The organism is Eggerthella hominis, from assembly GCF_014287365.1.
Taxonomy (GTDB): domain Bacteria; phylum Actinomycetota; class Coriobacteriia; order Coriobacteriales; family Eggerthellaceae; genus Eggerthella; species Eggerthella guodeyinii.
In genome coordinates this window covers 729,161-754,586 of sequence record NZ_JACOOA010000001.1, presented here as the reverse complement: position 1 = coordinate 754,586, position 25,426 = coordinate 729,161, and the positions used below count along the sequence as shown (strand labels likewise).

The 25,426-nt window shown below is 69.4% G+C and carries 20 protein-coding genes; 18 read left to right on the top strand and 2 right to left on the bottom strand.

The window, feature by feature from the left end; translation table 11 throughout:
- The first annotated feature begins 60 nt into the window (after nucleotides 1–60).
- The 3 genes from H8S61_RS03360 (at nucleotide 61) to H8S61_RS03350 (ending at nucleotide 3,707) form a co-directional block, all read left to right on the top strand.
- Nucleotides 61–720: a GNAT family N-acetyltransferase gene (locus H8S61_RS03360; protein ID WP_222617544.1), complete on the top strand. Its 660-nt coding sequence runs from the start codon at nucleotides 61–63 to the stop codon at nucleotides 718–720.
- Between the two features lie 120 nt (nucleotides 721–840).
- Complete coding sequence (locus H8S61_RS03355; protein WP_186937945.1) at nucleotides 841–2,400, top strand: GGDEF domain-containing protein; 1,560 nt, start codon at nucleotides 841–843, stop codon at nucleotides 2,398–2,400.
- Nucleotides 2,397–3,707, top strand: a complete 1,311-nt coding sequence (locus H8S61_RS03350) for a GGDEF domain-containing protein (protein ID WP_186937944.1) — start codon at nucleotides 2,397–2,399, stop codon at nucleotides 3,705–3,707. The genes H8S61_RS03355 and H8S61_RS03350 overlap by 4 nt, the downstream gene beginning before the upstream one ends.
- An 86-nt stretch (nucleotides 3,708–3,793) precedes the next feature.
- On the opposite strand, the gene gdhA is transcribed toward H8S61_RS03350, so the two are convergent.
- Nucleotides 3,794–5,125 (bottom strand): NADP-specific glutamate dehydrogenase, encoded by a 1,332-nt coding sequence (gene gdhA, locus H8S61_RS03345; protein ID WP_186937943.1) that lies wholly within the window; start codon nucleotides 5,123–5,125, stop codon nucleotides 3,794–3,796.
- A 460-nt stretch (nucleotides 5,126–5,585) separates the two neighbouring features.
- On the opposite strand from gdhA, the gene H8S61_RS03340 reads away from it, so the two are divergent.
- The 3 genes from H8S61_RS03340 to H8S61_RS03330 are packed head-to-tail and all read left to right on the top strand — an operon-like array spanning nucleotide 5,586 to nucleotide 9,520.
- Nucleotides 5,586–6,941, top strand: a complete 1,356-nt coding sequence (locus H8S61_RS03340) for a DUF2130 domain-containing protein (protein WP_186937942.1) — start codon at nucleotides 5,586–5,588, stop codon at nucleotides 6,939–6,941.
- Nucleotides 6,931–8,688 (top strand): hypothetical protein, encoded by a 1,758-nt coding sequence (locus tag H8S61_RS03335; protein WP_186937941.1) that lies wholly within the window; start codon nucleotides 6,931–6,933, stop codon nucleotides 8,686–8,688. The genes H8S61_RS03340 and H8S61_RS03335 overlap by 11 nt, the downstream gene beginning before the upstream one ends.
- Before the next feature lie 28 nt (nucleotides 8,689–8,716).
- Complete coding sequence (locus H8S61_RS03330) at nucleotides 8,717–9,520, top strand: hypothetical protein (RefSeq protein ID WP_186937940.1); 804 nt, start codon at nucleotides 8,717–8,719, stop codon at nucleotides 9,518–9,520.
- A 12-nt stretch (nucleotides 9,521–9,532) separates the two neighbouring features.
- Here the strand turns inward: H8S61_RS03330 and H8S61_RS03325 are convergent, their stop codons facing one another.
- Nucleotides 9,533–10,027 (bottom strand): YaiI/YqxD family protein, encoded by a 495-nt coding sequence (locus H8S61_RS03325; RefSeq protein WP_160942311.1) that lies wholly within the window; start codon nucleotides 10,025–10,027, stop codon nucleotides 9,533–9,535.
- A gap of 182 nt (nucleotides 10,028–10,209) precedes the next feature.
- On the opposite strand from H8S61_RS03325, the gene dltA reads away from it, so the two are divergent.
- The 12 genes from dltA (at nucleotide 10,210) to whiA (ending at nucleotide 25,393) form a co-directional block, all read left to right on the top strand.
- Complete coding sequence (dltA, locus tag H8S61_RS03320; protein ID WP_186937939.1) at nucleotides 10,210–11,757, top strand: D-alanine--poly(phosphoribitol) ligase subunit DltA; 1,548 nt, start codon at nucleotides 10,210–10,212, stop codon at nucleotides 11,755–11,757.
- 16 nt (nucleotides 11,758–11,773) lie between these two features.
- A complete protein-coding gene (gene dltB, locus H8S61_RS03315) occupies nucleotides 11,774–12,946 on the top strand; it encodes a D-alanyl-lipoteichoic acid biosynthesis protein DltB (RefSeq protein WP_186937938.1) in 1,173 nt (390 codons plus the stop codon).
- Nucleotides 12,939–13,193 (top strand): D-alanine--poly(phosphoribitol) ligase subunit DltC, encoded by a 255-nt coding sequence (dltC, locus tag H8S61_RS03310; protein ID WP_087191596.1) that lies wholly within the window; start codon nucleotides 12,939–12,941, stop codon nucleotides 13,191–13,193. Before dltB ends, dltC begins: the two co-directional genes overlap by 8 nt.
- A 6-nt stretch (nucleotides 13,194–13,199) precedes the next feature.
- Entirely contained in the window at nucleotides 13,200–14,480 is a 1,281-nt protein-coding gene (gene dltD / locus H8S61_RS03305) for a D-alanyl-lipoteichoic acid biosynthesis protein DltD (RefSeq protein ID WP_186937937.1), read from the top strand.
- Nucleotides 14,480–14,653 (top strand): hypothetical protein, encoded by a 174-nt coding sequence (locus tag H8S61_RS03300; protein WP_154332157.1) that lies wholly within the window; start codon nucleotides 14,480–14,482, stop codon nucleotides 14,651–14,653. Before dltD ends, H8S61_RS03300 begins: the two co-directional genes overlap by 1 nt.
- On the top strand, nucleotides 14,653–16,245 hold the full coding sequence (locus H8S61_RS03295; protein WP_186937936.1) for a serine hydrolase domain-containing protein: 1,593 nt from the start codon (nucleotides 14,653–14,655) through the stop codon (nucleotides 16,243–16,245). The genes H8S61_RS03300 and H8S61_RS03295 overlap by 1 nt, the downstream gene beginning before the upstream one ends.
- A 66-nt stretch (nucleotides 16,246–16,311) precedes the next feature.
- Nucleotides 16,312–17,256, top strand: coding sequence for a LysO family transporter (locus H8S61_RS03290; protein WP_186937935.1), 945 nt, complete (start codon nucleotides 16,312–16,314; stop codon nucleotides 17,254–17,256).
- Nucleotides 17,257–17,298: 42 nt separating this feature from the next.
- A complete protein-coding gene (locus tag H8S61_RS03285) occupies nucleotides 17,299–19,491 on the top strand; it encodes an ATP-dependent helicase (RefSeq protein ID WP_186937934.1) in 2,193 nt (730 codons plus the stop codon).
- Nucleotides 19,492–20,094: 603 nt separating this feature from the next.
- A complete protein-coding gene (gene uvrC / locus H8S61_RS03280) occupies nucleotides 20,095–22,374 on the top strand; it encodes an excinuclease ABC subunit UvrC (RefSeq protein WP_244977512.1) in 2,280 nt (759 codons plus the stop codon).
- A gap of 4 nt (nucleotides 22,375–22,378) precedes the next feature.
- Nucleotides 22,379–23,347: an RNase adapter RapZ gene (gene rapZ, locus H8S61_RS03275; RefSeq protein WP_160942318.1), complete on the top strand. Its 969-nt coding sequence runs from the start codon at nucleotides 22,379–22,381 to the stop codon at nucleotides 23,345–23,347.
- Nucleotides 23,348–23,357: 10 nt separating this feature from the next.
- A complete protein-coding gene (locus H8S61_RS03270) occupies nucleotides 23,358–24,482 on the top strand; it encodes a gluconeogenesis factor YvcK family protein (protein WP_186937933.1) in 1,125 nt (374 codons plus the stop codon).
- Nucleotides 24,461–25,393, top strand: a complete 933-nt coding sequence (whiA, locus tag H8S61_RS03265) for a DNA-binding protein WhiA (RefSeq protein WP_154332150.1) — start codon at nucleotides 24,461–24,463, stop codon at nucleotides 25,391–25,393. Before H8S61_RS03270 ends, whiA begins: the two co-directional genes overlap by 22 nt.
- Nucleotides 25,394–25,426 lie beyond the last annotated feature (33 nt).

Genomic DNA, 25,426 nt, shown 5'->3' with positions numbered 1-25,426 from the left:
CGACATCGGAGGCCCCGGCATCGCCGGGGCCTCCGCGCTGTTTGGGAAAGGATCGAACCTATGGAGCTGGAACTCGAGGTGCGGCGAGCCCGGACCGACGACCGTCCCGCCACGGAGCGCGTGATGCGCGAGGCGTTCTGGAACCGCTACGGCCCCGGCTGCTGCGAGCACTACCTGCTGCACGTCATGCGCGCGTGCCCGGCCTACGTTCCCGAGCTCGACCTCGTGGCGACGGTCGGCGGCGACGTGGTGGGCAGCTCCGCGTGCCTGCGGTCGGTCGTGGAGGGCGACGACGGCGTGGCGCGCGCGGTGCTGAGCCTCGGCCCCATCGCGGTGCTGCCGCAGCATCAGGGAGCGGGCGCAGGCGCGGCCCTCATCGAGCGCTCGAAGGACGAGGCGCGCTCGCTGGGCTTCGGCGCGCTGCTGCTGTGCGGCGACCCGGCCTACTACGGGCGCCGCGGCTTCGTGCCTGCGGAAAGCCGGGGCATCCGCACGGCCGACGACGCGTACGCGGCGGCGCTGCAAGCCTGCGAGCTGTTCGAGGGCGCGCTGGCCGGCGCGGCGGGGCGCTACGTGGAGGATGCGGCGTACGAGGTGGACGAGGCCGCCGCCGCGGCCTACGACGCGCGGTTCCCGGCTCGGGAGCGCGTCGTCGGCACGCCCTCGCAGCTGCGCTTCCAGGAGATGGCGGCCCGGCGCAGGGACGCGTTCGGGCGCTGAGGCAGGGGACGTGCCGCCTCTGAATCTTTCCGTGAAGCGGAGGAAGTTCCTCGATGCGCATACCCGCGGGGGGGGGGGTGCTACACTGGCTTAATCAGTGCGCATGAGAAGGATGACGTAATGGCACGCAAGACGGACATAGCCCGCGGGGCTTCGCGGTTCTCGTTTCGGCGCATGGCCGTCTACGGCGTCGCGCTCGCGGCGGCGTTCCTGGCGGCGGTGTGCGCGGTGGGCGCGGTGTTCGCGGTGCAGAGCATGCGCCACGAGGCCGACGTGTCCCTCGCCGGCGCCAAGCCGCGCATCGAGGCGAGCGTCGAGGAGTCGTTCAAGCTGCTCGAGTCGCTGGCCGACCAGCCCACGCTGTACGACGCCTCGGTCCCCGTCATGGACAAGGTGGCCATGCTCGATCAGGTGAACGAGCATTTCGGCTACTTCCTGCTGTGCTACGTCGACGATGAGATGAACGTGTGGGACGCCACCGGTCCGGCGAGCCTCGCCAGCCGCGACTTCATGCAGAAGTGCTACTCCACCGGCCAGAGCCTCGTCACCGACAGCTTCGCGGCCGGCGCCGACGGCGTCACCCTCAACTACGTCGTGCTCGTGCCCCTCTTCGACGGCGGCGAGATGACGGGCTCGCTGTTCGTGTCGCTGTACTTCGACGACATGGTGAAGGTGCTCGACGAGAGCGCGACCAGCGGCGCCGTCGACTCGGTGCTCGTCGGCAGCCGCGGGCAGGTCATGTCGGCCACGTCCGGCTTCGTCTACGACGATCTGTTCCTCGACCCCCTGCGCGACTCGATCGCCTTCGGCGCGACGGCCGACGAGATCGAGGCCGAGCTGCTCGACCTCAACCCGGTGACCTTCTGGGCCGTCGACGGCCTCGACGTGCGCTACTACGCGGCCGCGCCCATCGCGAACACCAGCTGGGACGCCGTGTGCGTCACGAGCTTCTGGAGCGCCTACGCGGGGGTCATGGGCTCGCTGCTGCCGCTCGTCGTCATCGTGCTCGCCCTCATCGCGGGCACGTTCGCGCTGCTGCGCGCCAACTTCGCGCGCCAGACCGAGAACGCGCGCATGCTGGAGAAGTCCGTCGAGGAGCTGCAGCGGAAGGTGTACAGCGAGGAGCGCCCCGCCGACGCCGACATCGCCGACATCCTCGAGCTCACCTCGTCGGGCCTGTCCGACGGCCTGACCGGCGTCGTCACGCGCTCCGTGTTCGCGAGCAAGCTGGCGGGCGCGCTCGAGAACGCCGAGGACGACGGGTCGCTGTACGCGCTGTGCTTCGTGGACCTCGACGACTTCAAGACGGTCAACGACACGTTCGGCCACGCGACCGGCGACATCGCGCTCAAGACCATCGGCTACGCGCTGCGCGGCTACGAGCGTCGCTACGACGGGCTCGTCGGGCGCTACGGCGGCGACGAGTTCGTGCTGCTCATGACCGACATCGACGACGAGGCCGAGCTGCGCGGCGTGCTCGACGAGATGGTGGGCGAGCTGCACGTGGGCATCCAGTCGGGCGACGCCGTGTTCTCGGTGCACTGCAGCGTCGGCGTGGCCGTGTGGGATCGCTCGATCGACGCCGACGCGCTCATGGAGCAGGCCGACCAGGCCCTCTACCGCGTCAAGCAGCACGGCAAGGAAGGATACGTCGTATTCGGCGACGAGGGGGAGCGGTGAGGCGGCGCGATGCGCTGGCCGCGCTCGGCTTCGCAGCGTACGTCCTGATCGTGTGCACGCTCACGGGCTTGCTCGGCGTGTTCGTCCACACCGAGGCGGGCGCCATCCGCCAGCGCGACGCCGAGCATGTGCTGACCTACTTCCAGCAGACCATGCAGCTGAAGCTGCACAACGAGGCGAGCCCGGTAAGCCGGCTCTCGTCGGCGCTCGAGGTCGACCCGGACGACGAGTCCTGGCTTCCCCGCGTCGCGAACGACCTGCTCGAACGCGAGGAGATCGCCTACGTGGCGTACGTCCGCGACGAGACGATGGCCTACGCCTACCCCGAGGACGCGTTCGGCGACTCCGTGGGCGCCGACCTGGCCACGTTCTCCTACGTCTACACCCTGGCGAAGGTGACCGACGGCTTCGTGGTGGAGGGGCCGGTGGAGCTCTCGAACGGCGCGTCGGCGTTCCTGTTCATCGAGCCGGTCGACGTCGACGGCGCCTACCGCGGCGAGATGGTGGTGGGGGTGCGGGCGTCGTACGTCGTCGAGCAGCTGAACCTCGCGTCGCTCGAGGAGGCAGGGTACCGCTACGAGCTGTGGGCGGTCAGCCCGCAGGACGGCAGCAAGGACGTGATCGCGGCGTCCGAGGGAGGCCATGACTTCTCGCATGCGGTGAAAGCGTCCTTCAACATGCCGACGCAGTGGACCCTGTCCATCATGCCCGAGCAGGGCTGGGTGCCGCAGGGCTGGCTGTGGTTCATCGCCGCGGGCGTGATCGCGACGCAGGCGCTGGCCGTCGGGCTCGGAGGCACCGTGGTGGCCGCCCGGCGCTCCCGCCGGCTGCACGCCGAGGCCGTGCGCAGCGACGACGAGACGGGGCTGCTCACCTACCGCGCCTTCATCGACGTGCTCGATCAGGCGGCCCGCTGCAGCGACGGCTGCGCGCCGTTCACCATCGTCTGCCTGACGGTGGACGGCTTCGAGCATACGGCGCTCTCGCTGGGCTGGGACGCGCGCCGCGCCTACCTGGGAAGCGTGAAGGGGGAGATCGACGCGGTGGTGCACGGCGACTACGAGGCCGCGCGCGTGAGCGCCGGCTGCTTCGCCATCGCCATCCGCGAGTACGTGGACCGCCGCGCGCTCGGCGACCTCATGCGCGCGCTCGAGCTGGCGCTGCTGTGGAAGGTGCGCATCGACGGCAAGAAGGCGTTCTGCATGGCGCGCTCGGCCGCCGTGCGCTTCCCCGAGGACGGCGACGACCCCGCGGCGCTCGTGGAGCGCACGGTGTCGCTGCTGGAGCGCGACCGCCCCGACCGGTAGCGCCTCGCCCCTCGCTCCCGAGAAAACGAACGGCCCCGTCCGAGGACGAGGCCGTTTCGCTGCGCGCGGTCGGTGCTGCGCCGCGCCTACACGATGCCCTGGGCCATCATGGCGTCGGCGAGCTTCTTGAAGCCCGCGATGTTGGCGCCCATGACGTAGTTGCCCTCGTGGCCGTACTCCTTGGCGGCGTCGTCGGCCGCATGGTAGATGTTCTTCATGATCTCCTGCAGCTTGCCGTCCACTTCCTCGAACGTCCAGGACAGGCGCTCGGAGTTCTGCGACATCTCGAGGCCGGAGGTGGCCACGCCGCCGGCGTTCGCCGCCTTGCCCGGGCAGAACACCACGCCGTTCTCCATGAGGTAGTCGGTGGCGTCCATCGTCGTGGGCATGTTCGCGCCCTCGGCGACGATCTTGCAGCCGTTGGCCACGAGCTGCTTGGCGTCGTCGATGAGCAGCTCGTTCTGCGTGGCGCAGGGCAGCGCGATGTCCACGGGCACGCTCCACACGCCGCGGCCCTCGTGGTACTCGACGCCCTCCTTGCGTTCGGCGTACGTGGAGATGCGCGCGCGCTCCACTTCCTTGATCTGCTTCACGAGGTCGAGGTCGATGCCCGCCGGGTCGTGGATCCAACCGGTGGAGTCGGAGAGGGTGACCACTTTCGCGCCGAGCTGCTGCGCCTTCTCGGTGGCGTAGATGGCCACGTTGCCCGAGCCGGACACCGACACGGTCTTGCCCTCGAAGGAGTCGTCATGGCAGTTCAGGTACTCCTGCACGAAGTAGACGAGGCCGTAGCCGGTGGCCTGCGTGCGCGCCAGCGATCCGCCGTAGGACAGGCCCTTGCCCGTGAGCACGCCCTCCCACACGTTCTTGATGCGCTTGTACTGGCCGAACATGAAGCCCACCTCGCGGGCGCCCGTGCCGATGTCGCCGGCCGGCACGTCGGTGTCGGCGCCGATGTGGCGGTACAGCTCGGTCATGAAGCTCTGGCAGAAGCGCATGACCTCCATGTCGGACTTGCCCTTGGGGTCGAAGTCGCAGCCGCCCTTGCCGCCGCCCATGGGCAGGGTGGTCAGGCTGTTCTTGAAGATCTGCTCGAAGCCGAGGAACTTGATGATGCCGAGGTTCACCGACGGGTGCAGGCGCAGGCCGCCCTTGTAGGGCCCGATGCAGCTGTTGAACTGCACGCGGTAGCCGCGGTTGACGTGCACGTTGCCGGCGTCGTCGACCCAGGGGACGCGGAACATGATGACGCGCTCCGGCTCCACGAGGCGCTCGAGCAGACCGGCCTTCTCGTAGGCGGGATCGGACTCGATGACCGGCTTGAGGGACGACAGCACCTCCGTGACGGCCTGGATGAACTCAGGCTCGTTCGGATTCTTTTCCTTGACCTGCTCGATGACGTTATCGACGTAACCCATCTTGGCGGACCTCCATTCATGCGGTTGCTCATACTGCGTTCATTATAGGGAGCCGGACGCGCCTCCCGCGCTTTATTAAACGAATCGAAACAAAACAGCACGTTGAAAGGTCGGGGAAAGCGGGCAAAACGGCTTCCGAGTCACGAAAATCACCGCTTTGAAGCTCGCTCTCGCCTTCGCTGCTTCGTTTGCGCTTTGCGACCTGCGGTGATGCTTGCAGAGGGCGGAGAGTAGGCGGCGGAAAGGCTCCCGTAAACGACTTTCGGTCTCCGAATCGCTTCACGCTGGTGATTTTTGTGACTCGATGCCGGATATACGCGCATGCCGCGGTCGCGGCCAACGCCCAAAGCCGTGCTGCGCGGCTCCGAAAAGCCCGTGTTGCGGCGCCTGTCCCGAAAGGAGGGCGGGCTCGCGGGGCCGATGGGGTAGAATCGGAGGGATACGGGAGAAGGAGAGCAGCATGAACGAGATCAAGTGCCCCCACTGCGGCGAGATGTTCACCATCGACGAAGCCGGGTTCGCGGCTATCGTGAAGCAGGTGCGCGACGCCGAGTTCGACAAGGAGGTGCGCCGCCACGCCGACTTGCTGGAAACCGAGAAGCGCCAGGCGGTGGAGCTCGCCGTGGCCCAGGCGCTCGGCGACGCGCAGGGGGCGGCGGCGCAGAAGGAGGCGCGCATCGCGGAGTTGGAGGCCCGCCTGGAGGCGGCCGCGCGCGAGCGCGAGAACGAGGCGCGCCTCGCCCAGGTCGAGCGCGAGCGGGCGCTGGCCGACGCCGTCGCGGCGAAGGACGCCCGCATCGCCGAGCTCGAGCAGCGCACGACCGCGCAGCAGCGCGCCTTCGAGGCGGAGAAGCAGCTGGCGGTGGAGCAGGCGCGCTCGGCCCTCGAGCGCGAGCGCGACGCGCTGGCCGCGCAGGTGGCGCTCAAGGACGCCGAGAAATGCCAGGCCACGAGCGCCCTCAGGGAGCAGCTGGCCATCGAGCTCAAGGCGAAGGACGACATCATCGCCTACAAGGACGGCGAGATCGAGCGCTACAAGGACATGAAGGCGCGCCTGTCCACCAAGATGGTGGGCGAGTCGCTCGAGCAGCACTGCGAGACGGAGTTCAACAAGATCCGCGCCACCGCGTTCCCGCGCGCGTACTTCGAGAAGGACAACGACGCGTCGGAAGGCTCGAAGGGCGACTTCATCTTCCGCGAGTGCGACGAGGAGGGCAACGAGATCGTCTCCATCATGTTCGAGATGAAGAACGAGTCGGACGATTCGTCGCACCGGCACCGAAACGAGGACTTCTTCAAGAAGCTCGACGCCGATCGCGCGAAGAAGGGCTGCGAGTACGCCGTGCTCGTCACGCTGCTCGAGCCGGAGAGCGAGCTGTACAACCAGGGCATCGTGGACGTGTCGTACCGCTACGAGAAGATGTACGCCATCCGCCCGCAGTTCTTCGTGCCGATGATCTCCATCCTGCGCAACGCGGCGCTGGGCTCGCTGGCGTACAAGGCTGAGCTCGCCGTCGTGCGCAACCAGAACATCGACATCACGAACTTCGAGGAGTCGATGGAGACGTTCAAGAGCGGCTTCGCGCGCAACTACGACCTGGCCAGCCGCAAGTTCCAGACGGCCATCGCCGAGATCGACAAGACGATCCTGCACCTGCAGAAGACCAAGGACGCGCTCGTGTCGTCCGAGAACAACCTGCGCCTGGCGAACAACAAGGCCCAAGACCTCACCATCAAGCGCCTGACGAGGAACAACCCCACCATGAAAGCCGCCTTCGAGGAGCTGGCGTCCCGCAAGGCCGGCGATGAGTCGTAGCGCTGCAACGCCGGTTGCGACGACGCTCGCGCGGGTCGGGTATGCGCTGGCGGGCGCGCTCGTCGCGGTGCTCGTGTCGGCGACGGCGTCGCTCGTGCCATGGCCGATGGAGGCCTCGACCCTCTCCCTGTTCGCCACCGCGGCGGCGATGGGGGCGACGCTCATGCTGTGGGCGTCGTTCAAGCCCTCGCACGTTGCGGGCGGCTCGGTTGCCGTCGAGGCGCTCGTGGTGGTGGTCACGGTGATGGCGCTGCTGATGGTCGGCAGCTCCCTGCAATCGCCGAGCTTGATAGGCCACTACTCCAACCCGCTTTCGTGGGTGTGGGACCATGTGGTCTTCATGCTGTACAGCAGCCTCGGCTTCGTCTTGCCTGCAGCGTGGGCGCTCGGCAGCAGCGAGCGGTGGGTGCGGCGTTCGTGGGGGCGCGTCGGCGGCGAGGCGGCGTTCGTCGCGGCGGCGGGCGTGCTGGTCGCAAGCGGCGTGCTCAACCTGGCGTATTCCTTGGCGGGGTTCATCGTGAAGGGCCTTCTGTTCGTGGCGGCCGCGTTAGCTGCTGCGGCGGTGGTGCAGCGGTTGGTCTGCGAGCTCGTGCGGCGCTCGCGCGAGGGGCGCGATCCCGCGCCCCGCCCCGCCGCACCCCCGGCAGAGCGCCCGCGCCCCGCGTCCCGGTGGAACCTGCGCGCGGCGTGCATCGCCGTGCTGGTCGTGTCGACGGGCATCAGCGTGGCCGCCCTCGCGTTCTTCTTCGCGTGTCGCGGACAGGCGGCGGCGCAGGGCCTCGAGCTGCGCCGCGTCGTCTACGACGTGCCGACCATCTGCGTGTTCCTCACGTGCTTCGTCGCGATTCCGTTCGCCGCGATAGGCGCGGTAGCGGGACCGAGCAAGGATTATCGCGTTGCGGGGTGCGCCGCGCTCTGCGCGCTCGTTCTGCTGCCGACCGCGCTGTTCTCCACGGTGCGCCTGGCGCCTCCCGAGGAAACCGTGCTCGACGACGGCAGGATCGAAGTGACGAAGAAGCCGTTCCTGTTCGGCGCGTCCACCTTTGAGTACGCGACGCCCGAAGGCCCCCTGTTCATGAGGATACTGCCCGACGCGCGCGAGGCGGCGGTTCCCGAGGACGACGCGGCGAGCGATCTCGGGCGAATGAGAAGCTCCTACCTCGTCTCGGGCGCGATCGTGTCCCTCGACGCCGAAGCGCGCACGCTCGTGCTCGCGGTGACCAGCTCGACCGAGTATCTGGAACCGGGCACGGAGGTGGACGTCGAGTGCGCGTCGGCCGAGCACTTCGACGTTCCGTTCGAGGAGCTGGCCGTGGGAGAAAGCGTGCAGATCGTTTCGGAGCAGGGCTTTTCGCGCGGAACGTTCGTCGCGCAGGACGTATACGTCGAAATCAGCGAATACTATCGGCAGGAGGACGGTCCTGCGAGGACCCTCGACGACATCCTCGCGTCGTACGATTGCCCCTACGCGATCACCGGCACGGTGACCTCGGCCGTCGGGGAGGGCAGGTTCTCGTTCCGCGTGGACGACGGGGGCGGCTTCATCGAGAACGGCACCGAGCTGCGTGTGTCCGAGGCGTTCGTGGAGCGGCGCCTCTACGGCATGAAGGGTTTGCAGTGGGGGATGGACGGCGTGGTCATCGGGTTCTCCGACCTGCCGGCCGAGGGCGTGCTGCGCGCGAAGGTGATCGTCGGCAACGACGACACCTCATCGGACTACTGGGAGAACATGGAGATCGTGAACTAGGAGGAAAGCCATGCATGGGGGAAGCCGCGTGTCGATTGCACTGGCGCTGTGCGCCGTGCTGATGGGAAGCGCCCTGATCGCAGGCTGCTCGGCGCCTGCAGTGACGCCCGTGGTCTCGCCCGACGTGATGCCGGCGCGGCAGATCGTCATGCCCGGCTACAAGGTGACGATTCCCGCATCGTTCGCGCAGGACTTCCGGTTCGTCGTGGCGGGCAGCGCCGACCCGGTGCCGACGCAGTGGATCGGCAACGGCGTGAGCGTCGAGCATGCCGATGGGGCGTACGCCGCGTTCTTCGTCGTGTGCTGCTCGGACGACTGGGGCCCGCAAGGGGCGCTCTACCAGCGGAAGCTGGGACCGTTGGCAACCGCCGAGGGAACGAGCGTGTACGTGTGCCAGTCGCGGCTCGGCGAAGACGGCGAACCGGTGGAGGACGCTCTCGACGAATACGCCCCGTACGTGCGGTTGACCGCGGGCGACGAGCTCGCGGAAGCGTACGAGACGCCGTACTACGCGCTGCAGCTGCCCGCCGACCTCGCGTCGTCCTGCGTGATCGAGTACGACGATTACGCGCGCACGGAAGAAGACGGGTCCGGCGAGATCGGGCATACGACGAGCGTGCTCGATCGGGAAACGGGCAATCCGTTGTTCTTCGTCCTCTGCGGCACGGATTCGTTCGCGCCCGAAGAGGGCGATACGCGCGGCGCGAAGCTCGGAGAACCCTCTCAGCTGCCGGGGACGAACGTCTACGTGGGCCAGCTTGCGTTCGAGCTCGGCGGGGGGATCACCGACCCGAACGCGGAGGAGTACGCCTCGTTCGTCACGGTGCGCTAGGAGCCCCTCGCGTCACTCTTCGTCGCGCAGAGCTTCGTCGACGAGGCGCTGCAGGTTCGCGCTGAACCGCTCGCGGTCGTCGTCCTCGAAGGCTGCGGGGCCCTTCGTCCGGCCGCCCTGGCGGCGCACCTTCTTCTCCTCGTGGCGGATGTGCATGTCGAGGTCGATGGTGGCCAGCGTGTACACGCGCCCGCGCACGCCGATGGCCCGCGCGCGCCGCCCCAGCACCATGGCGGCCAGCCCGATGTCCTGCGTCACCACGATGTCGCCGGGCTCGAGCTCCTGCACGATGGCGAAGTCGGCCGCGTCGGCACCGACGCCCACGGCCAGCGTGTCCACCCAGAACCCGCCGGTGGGCTCGCGCGGGTCGCCGCGCCGGATGTGCCGGGCGAGGTTCTGCGTCGCGTTGCCGGCGATGACCACGGCCAGCTTGTTCCTGCGCGCGACGGCGAGCGCCTCGGAGGTGACGGGGCAGGCGTCCGCGTCGATGTAGATCGTGGGCTTCATGGGCTCGCTTTCTCTCGGAGGCCTCCAGTATACGGCGTGCGGGCGCGCCGGAGCGCGCCAATGCGACGGTACGGTGACCGAAATGTGCGCAGACGGTGATCGGCCCGCGCCGTAGATATTTTGTTGAGAACTTCGTCATAGATTCTTGCCCGTACGGTAGTCGAAGCTGCGGGAGGATCACCATGACGAGGGAGAACGAGTTCGTATGCGCCGTTGAGCGGCAGGTTCGCGCGCACCCGGAGGCGCCCGCGCATCGGGCGTCGAACGGGCGGACGACGACGTACGGCGAGCTGTGGGAAGCCTCCGACCGCATCGCCGCCGCCTTGGCGGCGCGCACGGACGGGAGGCAGCCGGTGGTGGTACTCGGCCACAAATCGGCGCTCATGGCCGCCGGGTTCCTCGGCTGCCTCAAAAGCGGCCACGCCTTCGTGCCCGTCGACGTGGAGATGCCTCCCGCGCGCCTCGCCGACATCCTGGCGCAGCTCGGCGACGCTCCCGTGGTGACCACCGTGCCCGTGCCCGCCGCGCTTGCCGCATCCCTCCCGGCAGGCGCGGCGCTCGACGCGCGCGCGGCGGTCGCGGCCGCCGACCTCGGCCTCGCGCCCGATCGCAGCCGGTGGGTGACGGGCGAGCAGACGCAGTACCTCATCTTCACGTCCGGATCCACGGGCCGCCCGAAGGGCATCGAGGTGAGCGCGCGCAACGTCGCGCGCTTCATGGACTGGGTGCGCACCTTCCCGGTGATCGGCGAGGGCGGGCGCGTGTTCCTCGACCAACCGCCGTACTCGTTCGACCTGTCCGAGTACGAGGTGGTGGGCGCGCTGTCCACGGGCGGCTGCCTGCACGCCGTCGAGCGCGAGGAGACGGAGGATATGCGGGCGCTGTTCGCCGACCTGCGCGCCTCGGGCGTGGAGGTGTGGACGTCCACGCCGTCGTTCGCCGACCTGTGCCTGGTCGACCGCAGCTTCGACGAGCGGCTGCTGCCCGACGTGCGCCTGTTCCTGTTCTGCGGCGAGGCCCTGCGCCGCTCCACGGCCGCCGCCCTGCGCGAGCGCTTCCCCCGCGCCCGCATCGCGAACACGTACGGCCCCACCGAGTCCACGGTGGCGGTCACCTACGTCGAGATCGGGGACGCCGAGCTCGCCGGCGAGCGCCCGCTGCCGGTGGGCGCGGCGCGCCCCGGCACCGAGCTGCGCATCGTCGACCCCGAGACGGGCGCCCCGTGCGAGGCCGGGCGGACCGGCGAGATCGTCATCGTGGGCGACACGGTGGCCAAGGGCTACTTCCGCAACCCCGAGAAGACGGCCGCGGCCTTCTTCGACGCGACGCTCGCCGACGGCTCGCCCGCGCGCGCCTACCGCACGGGCGACGCGGGGCACCTCGACGAGAGCGGCATGCTGTACTGCGACGGCCGCTTCGACTCGCTCGTGAAGGTGAACGGGTTCCGCATCGAGCTGGAGGACGTGGAGGAGAACCTCGGCGCGCTGCCGCTCGTGAAGCAGGCGGCCGTGGTGCCCGTGCGCCGCCGCGAGCGCGTGGCGTACCTGAAGGCGTGCGTCGTGCTGCGCGACCGCCCGGCCGGCACCGACTTCGAGATCGCGCGGCTCATCAAGGCGCGGCTCGCCGAGCGCGTGCCCGGCTACATGGTGCCGCGCGCGGTGACGCTCGTGGGCGAGCTGCCGCTCACCTGCAACGGCAAGGTGGACCGCAAGGCGCTGGCCGAGGCATGAGGCATGGCGAGCATCGATGACGTTCTACGCCGATCCGAGCTTCTTCGCGCTGCTGGCGCTGGCCGTGGCGGGCGCCGCCTTCCTCGGCCTGCGCGAGAAGCCGCTCGCGCGCTACGGCATGGCCGCTTCGGTGGCGTTCCTCGCGTGCCTGTTCTGCAAGGACCTGCCCGGGCTGGCCGTGGCGCTGTGCTTCGTGGCGGTGGCCGTGCTCTCGACGCGCTGGGTGCTGGCGAGCCCGCGCTCGAACAAGCGCTTCGCCGTCGCGTTCGCGCTCATCCTCGCGCCGCTTCTCTCGGCGAAGGTCGGCGCGGTGTTCGACCAGAACCTGCTGGGCTTCATGGGCGTGTCCTACATCACGTTCAAGGCGCTGCAGGTGCTGTTCGAGGTGCGCGACGGCATCATCGAGGAGCTCGGCCTGTTCGACTACCTGTACTTCCTCCTGTTCTTCCCGGTGTTCACCTCGGGCCCCATCGACCGGTCGCGCCGGTTCGCCGAGGATGCGCGGACGGTGCGCTCGCGCGACGAGTACGCGGGCCTCTTGGCGCGCGGCATCCTGCTTTTGCTGGTCGGGCTCGTGTACACCTTCGTCGTGGCCGCGTGGCTGCATCGGTTCTACGCGCCGGCGGCCTGGGGTTCGGGCCCGTTTCTGGTCGAGCTGGGCGCGCAGGTGCAGACGGCGTACGTGTACGGGCTGTACCTGTTCTTCGACTTCGCGGGCTACAGCCTCATGGCCATGGGAGCCAGCTACTGCTTCGGCATCCGGACGCCGCGCAACTTCCGCGCCCCGTTCGCCTCCGTCGACATCAAGGACTTCTGGAACCGGTGGAACATCACCCTGTCGTTCTGGCTGCGCGACTTCGTGTTCATGCGCTTCTCGCGCCTGGCGCTGAAGCGCCGCTGGTTCGACAGCCGGCTGGCTGTCGCGTGCTGGGGCTTCGTGTTCGACATGGCCCTCATGGGCGCCTGGCACGGCCTCACGGCGGACTACCTGCTGTACGGCCTGTTCCACGGCCTGCTGCTGGCCGGCACCGAGGCGTTCCAGAAGAAGTCGAAGTTCTACAAGGCGCATAGGAAAGACCCCGCGTTCAAGGCGCTGTCCTGGTTCGTCACGCTGCAGCTGGTGATGTTCGGGTTCGCGCTGTTCTCGGGGCAGATCACGATGCTCGTGAAAGGAGCGTTCCATGGCTGATACGACGCACGAGGAGCTCGAGGGGAAGATGCTCGACATCCTCGAGGAGGTGTGCGGCGACGACGAGGTGCGCGTGCGCCGCGACGAGGACCTGTTCGCGCTCGGGCTGCTCGACTCGATGGGCGCCATCGAGCTGCTCGTGGACATCGAGGACGAGTTCGGCGTGTTCATCGCCCCCACCGAGGTGGAGCGCGCCGAGATGAACACGGTGAACCTCATCATCCACCAGGTGGAGATCAGGCTGTAGGCGACCATGGCGAACCGGTCGGACACCCCGGGCGCGGCTCCGTCGGGCATGCGCCTTCTGCGCGCGGTGCTGGCGGGGCTGCTGGCGGCGGCGCTCGTGCTGGCGGGCGCGAACGCCCTGCTGCCCGCGCAGACCGCGCACGACCCCGCGCGCCTGTACGACTACGTGTACTCGGGCACGAAGTCCGAGAGCACGGCGTTCACGCTGGCCACCATGAGCGACGACGGCTACCTGGCGTTCGGGTCGTCGGAATTCTACATCTCGAAGGACAAGGTGGCGCAGTGCCCGCAGCAGGTGCTCGGCGAGAACGTGACGGGCGTCGACCTCACCTACGTCGGCGAGGCGTACGACCAGAGCCTGTGGCAGGCCATCGCCGCGGGCGCGTACGGCAGCCAGGTGAAGAACAAAAAGGCGATGATCGTCGTGTCGCCCCAGTGGTTCTTCAGGGGCAACGGCGACCAGGGCAAGTTCGCCTCGAAGTTCTCCTACGCGCTGTACCGCCAGTTCGCGGACAACCCGAGCATCTCGGACGAGACGAAGGCCTACGTGCGCTCGCGCGTGGAGCAGCTGGGCGTAGACACGAAGACCACGGCGTCGGCGCATCGCGACACGCCGCTCGACGCGGTGAACGACGCGGTGCGCGCGGCGGCCGACGACCTGCGGTTGCGCTCCGAGCTGCCGAGCGTGGTGAGCCAGGCGCCGCTCAAGAGCGCCGTGCGCGCCGCGGGCGAGCCCACCGGCGAGCCCGACTGGGACGCGCTGCTCGAGGAAGCCGACGCGTCGGGCGACGCCGCCTGCACCACGAACGACTACGGCGTCTACGACGCGTACTGGCAGAAGAACTCCGGCTACGACGCCGAGCGCGGCCAGACCTTCTCGCAGGCCGACGAGGAGTACGCCGACCTCGCGTGCTTCCTCCAGGTGTGCCGCGAGACGGGGATCGAGCCGCTCGTGGTCATCCTGCCGGTGCACGGCGCCTGGTACGATCGCGAGGGCGTCTCCGCCGACGAGCGGCAAGCGTACTACGAGCGCGTGCGCGGCATCGCCGACGCGGCGGGCGCGGCCTACGCCGACTTCTCCACCTGCGAGTACGAGAAGTACTTCCTCTGCGACACCGTGCATCCCGGGTGGCGCGGCTGGGTGCGCATCGAGCAGGCGTTCTACGACTTCGTGCACGATCGCGACGACGCCTTCCTCGGCGGCGGCTCGTTCGGCGCGGCCGAGGGCCTCGACGCGGCGGGCAACGCGGGCGCGTCGCTGGCGGGCGCGGGGGAGGCGGCCTCGTGATGGCGCGGGCGATGCGGGCGGCGGCCGCGGTGCGCGCCGCGGTGGAGGCGCGGCCCCGGGTGCTCGGCGCGCTCGCGGCGCTGGCGACGGCGGCGATGGTCGTGCTGCTCGCGTGGTTCCTCGTGTTCTCGGGGCTGAACGGGCCGGTGCAGTTCGTGTACAGCAGCTTCTGATGGCGCGCGACGACGACAGGCGGGCGCGCGCGTCGCGCGCGGGACGGGTTGCGCGGGCGCTTGCCGCGGCGGCGCTCGCGCTGGCGTGCGCACTGCCGCTGGCATCGTGCGGGGCCGAGGCGGATACGGCGGATGACGAGGGCTTCGCCGCCGAAACGGCGGCGACGGCGGACGAAGGCCCCGCCGACGACGAGGAGGGGCCCGAGGACGCGGACGGCGCCGCGCCCGCAGGGCTCGAGCCGACGGGGGAGGACCTCGCCGCGCGCCTGGACGCCTACCTGTCCGCGAACTTCCCGCAGGTGGGCATGCCCGGGGCGGCGGTCGCCGTGGTCGACGCCGACGGCGTGCGCTACCTCGCCACGCTCGGCGACTGCCCCGGCGCCGACGCGCCGTTCGTCGTGGGCTCGCTCAGCAAGTCGTTCACGGCCGTGGCCGTCATGCAGCTGGTCGAGCAGGGGGCGGTGGACCTCGACGCCCCCGCCGTCCGCTACGCGCAGGGCTACGACGTGCCCGACGAGGTGACGGTGCGCAGCCTGCTCAACCAGACGAGCGGGTTCGGCTCCCACGATTCGCTCTCGGAGGCCGCCGACGGGCAGCTGGGCGACACGTTCGGCTCGTTCTCGTACGCGAACGCGAACTACGACCTGCTCGGGCGCGTCGTCGAGGGCGCGTCGGGCGAGCCGTACGCGCGCTACCTCGACGAGCACGTGCTGGGCCCGCTCGGGATGACCGCTTCGACGGCCGACCCCGTTCGCGCCGAGGCGCTCGGCATGGCGCCGGGGCACCGCGACTGGTTCGGCCTCCATCTGGCCGACGGGTTCCGGCACGCGCAGGGCGACGACGCATGGGGCGGCCCCGCGTCGGGCTACGTGGCGTCCAGCGTGCAGGACATGGCCGACTACCTGCGCATGTACCTGAACGGCGGCGCGGCCGACGGCGGCGGGCGCGTGCTGTCGTCCGACAGCGTGCGGCGCATGTTCCTCGACCGCGTGCCCGATCCCGAGGGCGACACGTACTACGGCATGGGGTGGACGTCGTTCTACTGGGACGACGGCGAGCTCGTGCTGTCCCATGACGGCCAGGTGGAGAACTACGTGGCCAGCATGTGCCTGCTGCCCGAGCGCGGCATCGGCGTGGTGGTGCTGGCGGACGCCAACGACAACGCCGGCGGCAACAGCCGATTCTTCGACCTGGTCAGCGGCGTGGTGACCGCGGCGGTGGGCGGCGTGCCCGCGCCGGTGGACGCGCAGTGGACCGCGCTGTGGCGCCAGCGCACCGACGTGCTGTACGCGTGCGCGGTGCTGGCCTGCGCCGCCCCGCTGCTGCTGATGGGCCGCTGGCCGCGGCGGCTGGCCGCGGTGCCGCACCGCCGCCTGCTCGCGCAGGGGCTCGCGCTGCACGCGGCGCTGCCCGCCGCCCTCCTCGCGCTGCCCTCGTCGTGGGGCACGCCCTGGCGCGACCTGCTCGCGTTCGCCCCCGACGCGGCGTTCGTGCTCGTCCTGTGCGCCGCGCTGCTCGTCGTCGCGGGGGCGGCGAAGCTCGCGTGGGCCGCGCTGGCGCGAAACGCTGCGCCGCCCGCGAACTTGCGGTAAGATAGCTCCTTCACCGATGGGATCGCAGCGCAGGCTCTCGCCATGCGCACGGCGGGAAGGGATGTCGTGGAGATACTGGTCGTCATGGTTGCAGGGGTGCTCGTGGGGGCGACGGTGTTCCCTGCGCGGCTCAAGGGGCTGAACGAGAAGCTGACGCTCGCGGCCACCGGGCTGCTCATCTTCTCGATGGGCGTGCTGCTGGCCGGGCGCGACTCGTTTCTGGAGGAGCTCGGCACCGTGGGGTGGGCCAGCGTCCTGTTCTGCCTCGTGCCGGTGGCGTTCTCGACGATCGCCGTGTACGCGCTGACGAGCCTGTTCATGTCCGACATCGCCCGCCGCCCGGCCGGCCCGCGCGTGGCCGCCGCCCGGGGCGGCGCCGAGGGCGGGGCGGGCGCGCGCGGCGAGGCCGCGATGATCGGCGTGGCGGTGGGCGCGCTCGTGCTCGGCGCGGCGTACGGGCTGGCGGGCGTGCCGATCGCGCCGATCGACTTCGTGGCCGGCCATTCCGAGGCCGTCCTCTACGCGCTCATGTTCTTCGTGGGCATCAGCGTGGGCGGCAGCCGCGGCCTGCTGGGCAAGCTGCGCCAGTACCACGTGCGCGTGCTCATCGTCCCGGCGGGCATCGTGATCGGCTCGGTGCTGGGCGGCCTCGCGTGCGCGCCCCTTGCGGGCATGTCGCTGCCCACGGGCGCGGCCGTGGCGTCGGGCCTGGGGTGGTACAGCCTCGCGGGCGTCATGATGACCGACATCGCCGGCGCCCAGGTGGGCAGCATCACGTTTCTGGCGAACCTGCTGCGCGAGCTCGTGTCGTTCTTCAGCATCCCCTGGATCGCGAAGCACCTCAACTACCCCACGTGCATCGCCCCCGCCGGCGCCACGAGCGAGGACACCACGCTGCCCATGCTCATCCGCTGCACGAACGGCGAGACCGTGGTGCTCTCGGTGCTCAACGGCGTCATCTGCTCCGCGCTGGTCCCCGTGCTGATCGAGGCGTTCCATCAATTTATGTAGGAACATCTGTGCGTTTTCTGGTACACTGATCGTATGGAACAAATGATCGAAAAACCAGGGGACTTCCCAGCGGGCGACGGGGGAGGCGGCAGGCCGCCTTTGAACGCGGCCCAGCGCGAGGCCGTCGAGGCGACCGAGGGGTACGTGCGCGTGATCGCCGGCGCCGGCACGGGCAAGACGCGGGCGCTCGCCGAGCGCTTCGCCTACCTGGTGAACGACCTGGGCATCATGCCGGGCACCATCCTGTGCGCCACGTTCACGAACAAGGCGGCGAACGAGATGCGCCGCCGCATCCGCCGGCTGACGGGCGACAGCGACACCGGCTACATCAACACGTTCCACGGCTTCTGCGTGTCGGTGCTGCAGGAGGACTGCCACGCCGTCCAGTACCCGAAGAGCTTCCTCGTGCTGGACAACGCCGACGTGGACGCCATGTTGCAGGTCGTCTACGAGGAGCGCGGGCTCACGCTGCGCGACATGACGTTCTCGAAGGCGCGCGACATGATCGAGATCATGAAGCTGAAGGAGCGCCCGGACTACTACCGCGACATGCTGGCTATGCCGCTCGAGGGCCTGCGGCAGAAGTACCTCGATGCGACGGACGCGTCGGACATCGTCTTCTACGGCTACCTCTACCAGGAGAAGAAGTGCTTCGGGTTGGACTACAACGACCTCATCGTGTTCGTGCTGTACCTCTTCGAGCAGAACCCCGACATCCGGTCGAAGTGGCAGAAGCGGCTCGAGTACATCATGGTCGACGAGTTCCAGGACATCGACGGCCTGCAGCACGAGCTCATGGAGGTGCTGGCCGGCTACCATAAGAACCTGTTCGTGGTGGGCGACCCCGACCAGACCATCTACACCTGGCGCGGCGCGGACGTGCGCTACCTGCTGGACTTCGACCGCACGTTCCCGGGCACGCGCACCGTCATGATGCTGGAGAACTACCGCTCGGCGCCGCGCGTGGTGGCCGTCGCGAACTCGCTGATCGAGAAGAACCGCGAGCGCATGCCGAAGAGGCTCGTCGCCGCGCGCACGGCCCACGGGCCCACGGTGTGGCACCATGCCAAGAGCTCGTCCGACGAGGCCGCGTGGATCGCCCAGGGCGTTCTCGCGCTGCACGGCGAAGGCGTGGCGTACCGCGACATGGCGGTGCTCTACCGCGCCCATTACGCGTCGCGGCCGGTGGAGGAGGCGCTGCTGCGCGCCGAGGTGCCCCATGCGGTGTACAGCGGCGTGCCGTTCTTCGGCCGGCGCGAGATCAAGGACGCGCTGTCGTACCTGCGGCTCGTCGCCTACCAGGACGACCTGGACTTCGCGCGCGTGGCGAACGTCCCCAAGCGCAACCTGGGGCAGCGGCGCATGGCCTTCCTGCGCGAGAAGGCCGACGAGTGGGGATGCAGCCTGCTCGAGGCGCTCGCGCGCTCGGCGGACGACGAGCTGTTCAAGCGCACGAAGGCGCGGCAGCTCCTGCAGCTGGTCGACCGCTTCCGCTCGTCGTACGAGGGGCGCCCCGTGTCCGAGGTGCTGGCGGCCGTGCTGTCGGAAAGCGGCTACGAGCGCGCGCTGCGCACCGAGGGCAGCCAGGAGCGTCTCGACAACCTGGCCGAGCTGAAGCAGTCGATCTACGAGTTCGAATCGACGTGCGGGGAGGAGGTGACCCTCGAGCACTACCTGGCGCACGTGGCCCTGCTCACGAACGCCGACGCGATGGACGACGCGCAGGACAAGGTGCGGCTCATGACCGTCCACGCGGCGAAGGGCCTCGAGTTCGCGCACGTGTTCCTCTGCTCGATGAGCGAGGGCGTGCTCCCGTCGCGCAAGACGAGCACGCCGCAGGGCATGGAGGAGGAGCGCCGGCTGGCGTTCGTGGCCATGACGCGGGCGCGCGACGGGCTGTACCTCACCGAGGCGGAGGGGCGCTCGCACGAGGGCGCGCCGCGCTACCCCTCCCGCTTCCTGCTGGACATCGACCCGGCGGCGCTCGAGTTCTCGAACAAGCCCGACGAGCGGCGGATCGAGGATGCGCGCGCCGCCTACGCGCTGACCGACCGTTGGATCGCCGACCTCGTCCGCGACGCGCGCTTTTCCGCGGGCGACCGCGTGGCCCACGCGGTGTTCGGCGTCGGGCGCGTGGCTGCCGTCGACACCGAGAAGCGCGCCTACGAGGTGGAGTTCGACGGGGTGGACACGCCCCGGACCATCTCGTTCAAAGCCAAGCTGGAAGAAGCCTGACGAGGCGCGCCCGGTCGCGTCCCGCGTCCTGTGCGCAGCCGTCCGCCCGTCGCCCGCCCGCCGAGTGCCCGCCCACCCGGCGATTGCCGGTCTGCCCGCCGCGCGGTCATTCGTCGCACAGCTGTTGCGAGGTGTTTCACGTGAAACATTTGTACGCGTATCAAGTGTGCGACGTGCGGGGGCGCTCCGCATCGACGGCCGGAAGCGCCTTGGCGAACTCCTTTTCACCTCCGGCACCTATTACGCGCTTTTTTGCACAAAAACAGGCGACGTGCGAACCCGGAGGCTCTTGGTGCTCCCTACGAAGTTGGGTTTCAGGGCGTCGCGCATGTTTCGAAAATTCTCACTTCTCTGACCTGGGGGTTTCCACGAGGCGAATCGGCGGGCGCGCATCGTGGCCCCGGGAGGTTTCGCACGTCGCCTGTTTTTGTGCAGAAACCGGTCGATTCCGTGTCCGGTCGACTGTTCTCCTCGGCATGCAAGGCAGCCGAGGTGCGTATCGGATGCGACAGCTGTCCCGTGCACGACCCGCTTCCTTTTGCAAACCGCGTGGAGCGGGGGCGCGCTCAGGGGAACGCTTGTGCGGTTTGCTATACTGACGGCATGGACGATCTCAACGACAACATCAACGACCTCGACGGCGCTGGCCCGTTCGGCTCCGACGACGGCCTCGGCACGCCCGACGCGGGCGGCGTGGAGCGCCTGACGGGCGACGCCTCGCTCGACGCGGGGCGCCTGCGCGACGACGAGCGCCTCGAGCGCGAGGGCCGCCGCCGTCCCGCGCTCAACCGCGCCGCGCGCGAGCACGACGCCGACGCCGCGCGCGCCGAAACCGGCCAGCGCGCCAAGCTCGAACGCATCAAGCGCGAGCTCGACAGCGTGCCCGCGCTGCCGGGCGTGTACCTGTGGAAGGATAAGTCCGGCCAGGTCATCTACGTGGGCAAGGCCAAGCAGCTGCGCGCCCGCATGCGCCAGTACGTGAACTTCCAGGACGAGCGCGCCAAGATTCCCCTGCTGGTGGACCAGATCGACAGCTTCGACTACCTCGTGGTGGAGAACGAGCACGAGTCGCTCGTGCTGGAGAAGAACCTCATCAACCAGCACGCCCCGTTCTTCAACGCCGACTTCAAGGACGACAAGTCCTACCCCTTCATCGCGCTCACGAAGGGCGACGTGTTCCCCGCCATCAAGTACACGCGCGAGAAGCACCGCCCCGACACGAAGTACTTCGGCCCCTACACCGACAGCCGCGCCGCCCGCGACATGGTGGACATCGCCCGCCGCGTCGTGCCGCTGTGCGCCACGTCGTGCGCCGACTGGCGCCAGCTCAAGCGCCGCCTGGAGAAGGACCCGCTCGCATCGGCGGCGCACGACGCGCGCCCGTGCTTCGACGCGCACGTGGGCCTCGGCCCCGGCGCGTGCTGCGGCGGCATCACGCCCGAGGAGTACCAGGTCAACGTCAAGCGCATCGAGCGCTTCCTGTCGGGCCAGCACCGCGAGTTCATCGACGAGCTGACCGAGGAGATGCAGGCCGCCGCCGCCGAGCTCGACTTCGAGCGCGCCGCGCGCATCAAGGCGCGCATCGACACCATCAACAGCCTCACCGACAAGCAGCACGCGGTGTCCACGCGCAACCTCGACGCCGACGTCGTGGGCCTGTTCCGCGAGGAGACGGTGGCGGGCGTGCACGTGTTCATGGTGCGCGAGGGCCGCATCATCAACTCCAACGAGTTCGTGCTCGACCGCGGCAAGGACGTCCCCGACGACGACCTCTTGCACATGTTCCTGCTGCGCTACTACGACGCCACCACGTCCATCCCGCACGAGGTCATCCTGCGCGACGAGCCCGAGGACAAAGCCGCCATGGAGGAATGGCTCACCGAGAAGCTGGCCAGCCCCCACGGCGCGAAGGTGCGCATCACCGCGCCGCAGAAGGGCGAGAAGGCCGAGCTCGTGGGCATGGCCGAGACGAACGCGAAGCACACGCTCATGCGCTACAAGGTGCGCACGAACTACGACGACAAGCGCATCAACAACGCGCTTTTGCAGCTGGAGAGCGCGCTCGCCCTCGACGAGGCGCCCATGCGCATCGAGTGCTTCGACATCTCCACCATCCACGGCTCCTACACGGTGGCCTCGATGGTGGTGTTCACGAACGGCAAGCCCGACAAGAACCAGTACCGCCGCTTCAAGATCAAGACACCGCTCGACGAGGCGAACGACTTCCTGTCCATGCAGGAGGTCATGAGCCGCCGCTACGCGCCCGAGCGCATGGCCGACGAGCGCTTCGGCAGCAAGCCCGACCTCATCATCCTCGACGGCGGCAAGCCGCAGCTGTCGGCGGCGCTCGAGATGTTCGATCGGATGGGCATCGACGACATCGCGATGTGCGGCCTGGCCAAGCGCGACGAGGAGCTGTTCGTGCCGTGGCAGGACACGGGCCCCGTCGTGCTGCCCAGCGGCTCGGCGTCGCTCTACCTCGTGAAGCAGGTCCGCGACGAGGCGCACCGCTTCGCCATCACGTTCCACCGCGAGCTGCGCGGCAAGGGCATGACGGCCTCCATCCTCGACGACGTGACGGGCATGGGCCCCGTGCGCAAGAAGGCGCTGCTCAAGCACTTCAAGTCGTTCAGGAACCTCAAGGCGGCCACGCTCGAGGAGATCAAGGAGGCGCGCGTCGTGCCCGAAGAGGTGGCCGAGGAGCTGTATCGCGTGGTGCAGCAGTATAATAGGGATCGGAAAGACGAGCGCGTCGTGGGAGGCGAGGCCGACGAGGCCGCCTGCCCGCCCGCAGGCGAGGGCCCGGCGGCCGTCGCGTCCGCCGTGGTGGACGCCGCCGTCGAGGCGGCCGTGCAGGGTGCGCGTACGGATACGGAAGGATAGCGCTATGAGCGAAGAAACCGCAGGCAAGACGGCAGACCAGGCCACCGACCTGAGGCACATGCCCGAGCTCGTCATCGTCACCGGCATGAGCGGCGCGGGCCGCACCGAGGCCATGCACTCGTTCGAGGACCTCGGCTACTTCTGCGTGGACAACCTCCCGTCCAGCCTGATCGGGAACCTGCTGGAGCTCACCGGCATGCCCGGCCAGCCTGACGAGAAACGCCGCCTCGCCGTGGTGTGCGACGCGCGCAACCGCGATTTCTTCGCGAGCCTGGACGGCGAGCTCAAGAAGCTCAAGGAGCTGGGCATCGACTACCGCATCCTGTTCCTCGACGCGGCCGACGAGAAGCTCGTCGCGCGCTACAAGTCCAGCCGCCGCCGCCATCCGCTGTGCGCCGACGGCGCGTCCATCGCCCAGGGCATCGAGCGCGAGCGCGATCTTCTGTTCGAGGTGCGCGAGAACGCCCACCACGTCATCGACACCACGTCCATGCTGCCGCCGCAGCTGCGCTCGACCATCCGCGCGCTGTTCGCGCCGGGCGAGGAGCGCGCGGGCCTGTCCGTCACCGTGTACTCGTTCGGCTTCAAGCACGGCGCGCCGCTCGACGCCGACCTCGTCATGGACGTGCGCTTCCTGCCGAACCCCTACTACGAGCCCCAGCTGCGCGCCCTCACGGGCCTCGACAAGCCGGTGCGCGATTTCGTGCTGTACCGCCCCGAAACCGAGGAGTTCCAGGAAAGGTGGCGCGCGCTGCTCGACTGCGTCATGCCCGGCTACGTGGCCGAGGGCAAGCAGCAGCTGGCCATCGCCGTGGGGTGCACGGGCGGCCAGCACCGCAGCGTCGCGCTGGCCGAGTCCACCGCCGACTACCTCAAGGCGAAGGGCTACCGCGTGAGCATCGCGCACCGCGACCTCTCCCTCGCCGAGGGCGGCGAGGCCTCGGCGCGTCCGAGCGCCGCCGCCGGCCGGTAGGGGAGGACCCATGGCTGCCCGCCCGTTCACCCACGATCCGTCGGCCACGGCCGCGTTCGCCGCGCTGCGCGATTCGCAGCCCGTCGTCGCCCGCGACGAGCGCCTGCGCGTCGTCGTCATCGGCGGCGGCACCGGCGCGCCCGTGTCCATCCGCACGCTTCTGTCCATGGGGCTCGAGACGAGCGCCGTCGTGGCCATGGCCGACGACGGCGGCTCCACCGGCATCCTGCGCGAGGAGGCCGACGTCACGCCCCCCGGCGACGTGCGCAAGTGCATCGCCGCCATGGCGGCGAATCCGAACGACCCGCTGACCAAGGCGTTCAAGTACCGCTTCTCGTTCGCGCGCAACCATACGCTGGGCAACCTCATGCTGTCGGCGCTCGAGGACGCGGCGGGGTCGTTTCCCGAGGCCATCTCCATCTGCGAGCGGCTGCTCGACGCGCGGGGGCACGTGTACCCCTCCACGCTCGACCGCGTGACGCTCGTGGCCCGCACGCGCGACGGCCGCTCCATCGAGGGCCAGGCCGTGGCCTGCCACTCGCGCACGGCGCTCGAGTGCGTGGGGCTGCGCTCCGCCCACGAGGTGGTGCCCTACCAGCCGGCGCTCGACGCCATCCGCGACGCCGACCTCATCGTGCTGGGCCCGGGGTCGCTGTTCACGTCCATCATCCCGAACCTGCTCGTGCCCGGCGTGGTGGACGCCATCCGCGCGTCGAAGGGCTCCACGCTGTTCGTGTGCTCGCTCGCCGACATGCAGGGCGAGACGTGGGGCCTCGCCGCGCGCGAGCACGTGGAGGCGCTCATGGACCACGGCATGCGCGGGCTGCTGGACTACGTGCTCGTGCACACCCCGGTCACGCTGCGCCCCGACAGCCCGGCCACGGGCGTGTTCACCGCCGTGACCGGCGCCGATTCCGAGCACGCCTCCACCGCCGACCTCGACGACCTCGTGCTGTCGGGCCGCATCCGCCCCGTGCGCATCTGCTACCAGGACGTCAAGGCCATCCAGGCGCAGGGCCCCGTGGTCATCGCGCGCGACCTCGTCGATCCCATCCATCCTACCTGGCACGATCCCACGTCGCTGCGCGACGCGTTTGCGGGGGTGTTGAAGCTATGTCGTTCACGGCGGAGGTAAAGGACGAGCTCGCGCGCGTCCCCCCGGTGTGCTCGCACTGCGAGAAGGCCACGCTGGCGGCGCTCGTGCGCATCGAGGGCACGCTGTTCTTCAGCGGCCAGGGCAAGTACCGCATCGAGATCGCCACCGACGTGCCGTCCGTGGCGCGCCTCATCATCAAGCTGCTGCACGAGCTGTACCACCTCGAGACGAACCTCACGGTGCGCCGCAGCGTGCTGCACAAGACGCCGAACTACCTCATCGAGGTGCCCTCGCAGCCCCGCCTCGCGCCGGCGCTCGCGGACATGGGCGTGCTGTCGGCGGACGGCGGCCTGGAGCTGGGTCTCAAGCCCGACCTCGTGGAGAAGCAGTGCTGCTGCGCGGCCTACCTGCGCGGCGCGTTCCTCGGCAGCGGCTTCGTGTCCGACCCGCGCGGCGACTTCCATTTCGAGATCACCGTGGAGAACGAGGACCTGGCCGAGGGCCTCGTCGACCTGCTCGACCGCAAGGGCATCCGCGCGCGCGTCATGCAGCGGCGCAGCTCCTACATGGTGTACCTCAAAAGCGGCAGCGCCATCCTCGAGTTCCTCGCGTTCGCCGGCGCGCACCAGAGCGCGCTGGCCATGGAGAACGCGCGCGTCATCAAGAGCGTGCGCAACGACGTGAACCGCATGACGAACGCCGAGATCGCGAACCAGGCCAAGGCCGCGAACGCCTCGGTCGACCAGCTGTACGCCATCCGCGTGGTGCTCGAGGCCCACGGCATGGAGAACCTGCCGCCCGCGCTGCAGGACTTCATCAAGCTGCGCGTCACGTATCCCGACGCCACGCTCAAGGAGCTGGGCGAGCGCGCGAACCCGCCCCTGTCGAAGTCGGCGGTCTACCACCGCGTCCGCCGCATCGAGCAGATGGCGAAAGAGGTCCAAGGCTAGGGGAGGGCAGGGGGTGCCGACCGGCGCGAAGGG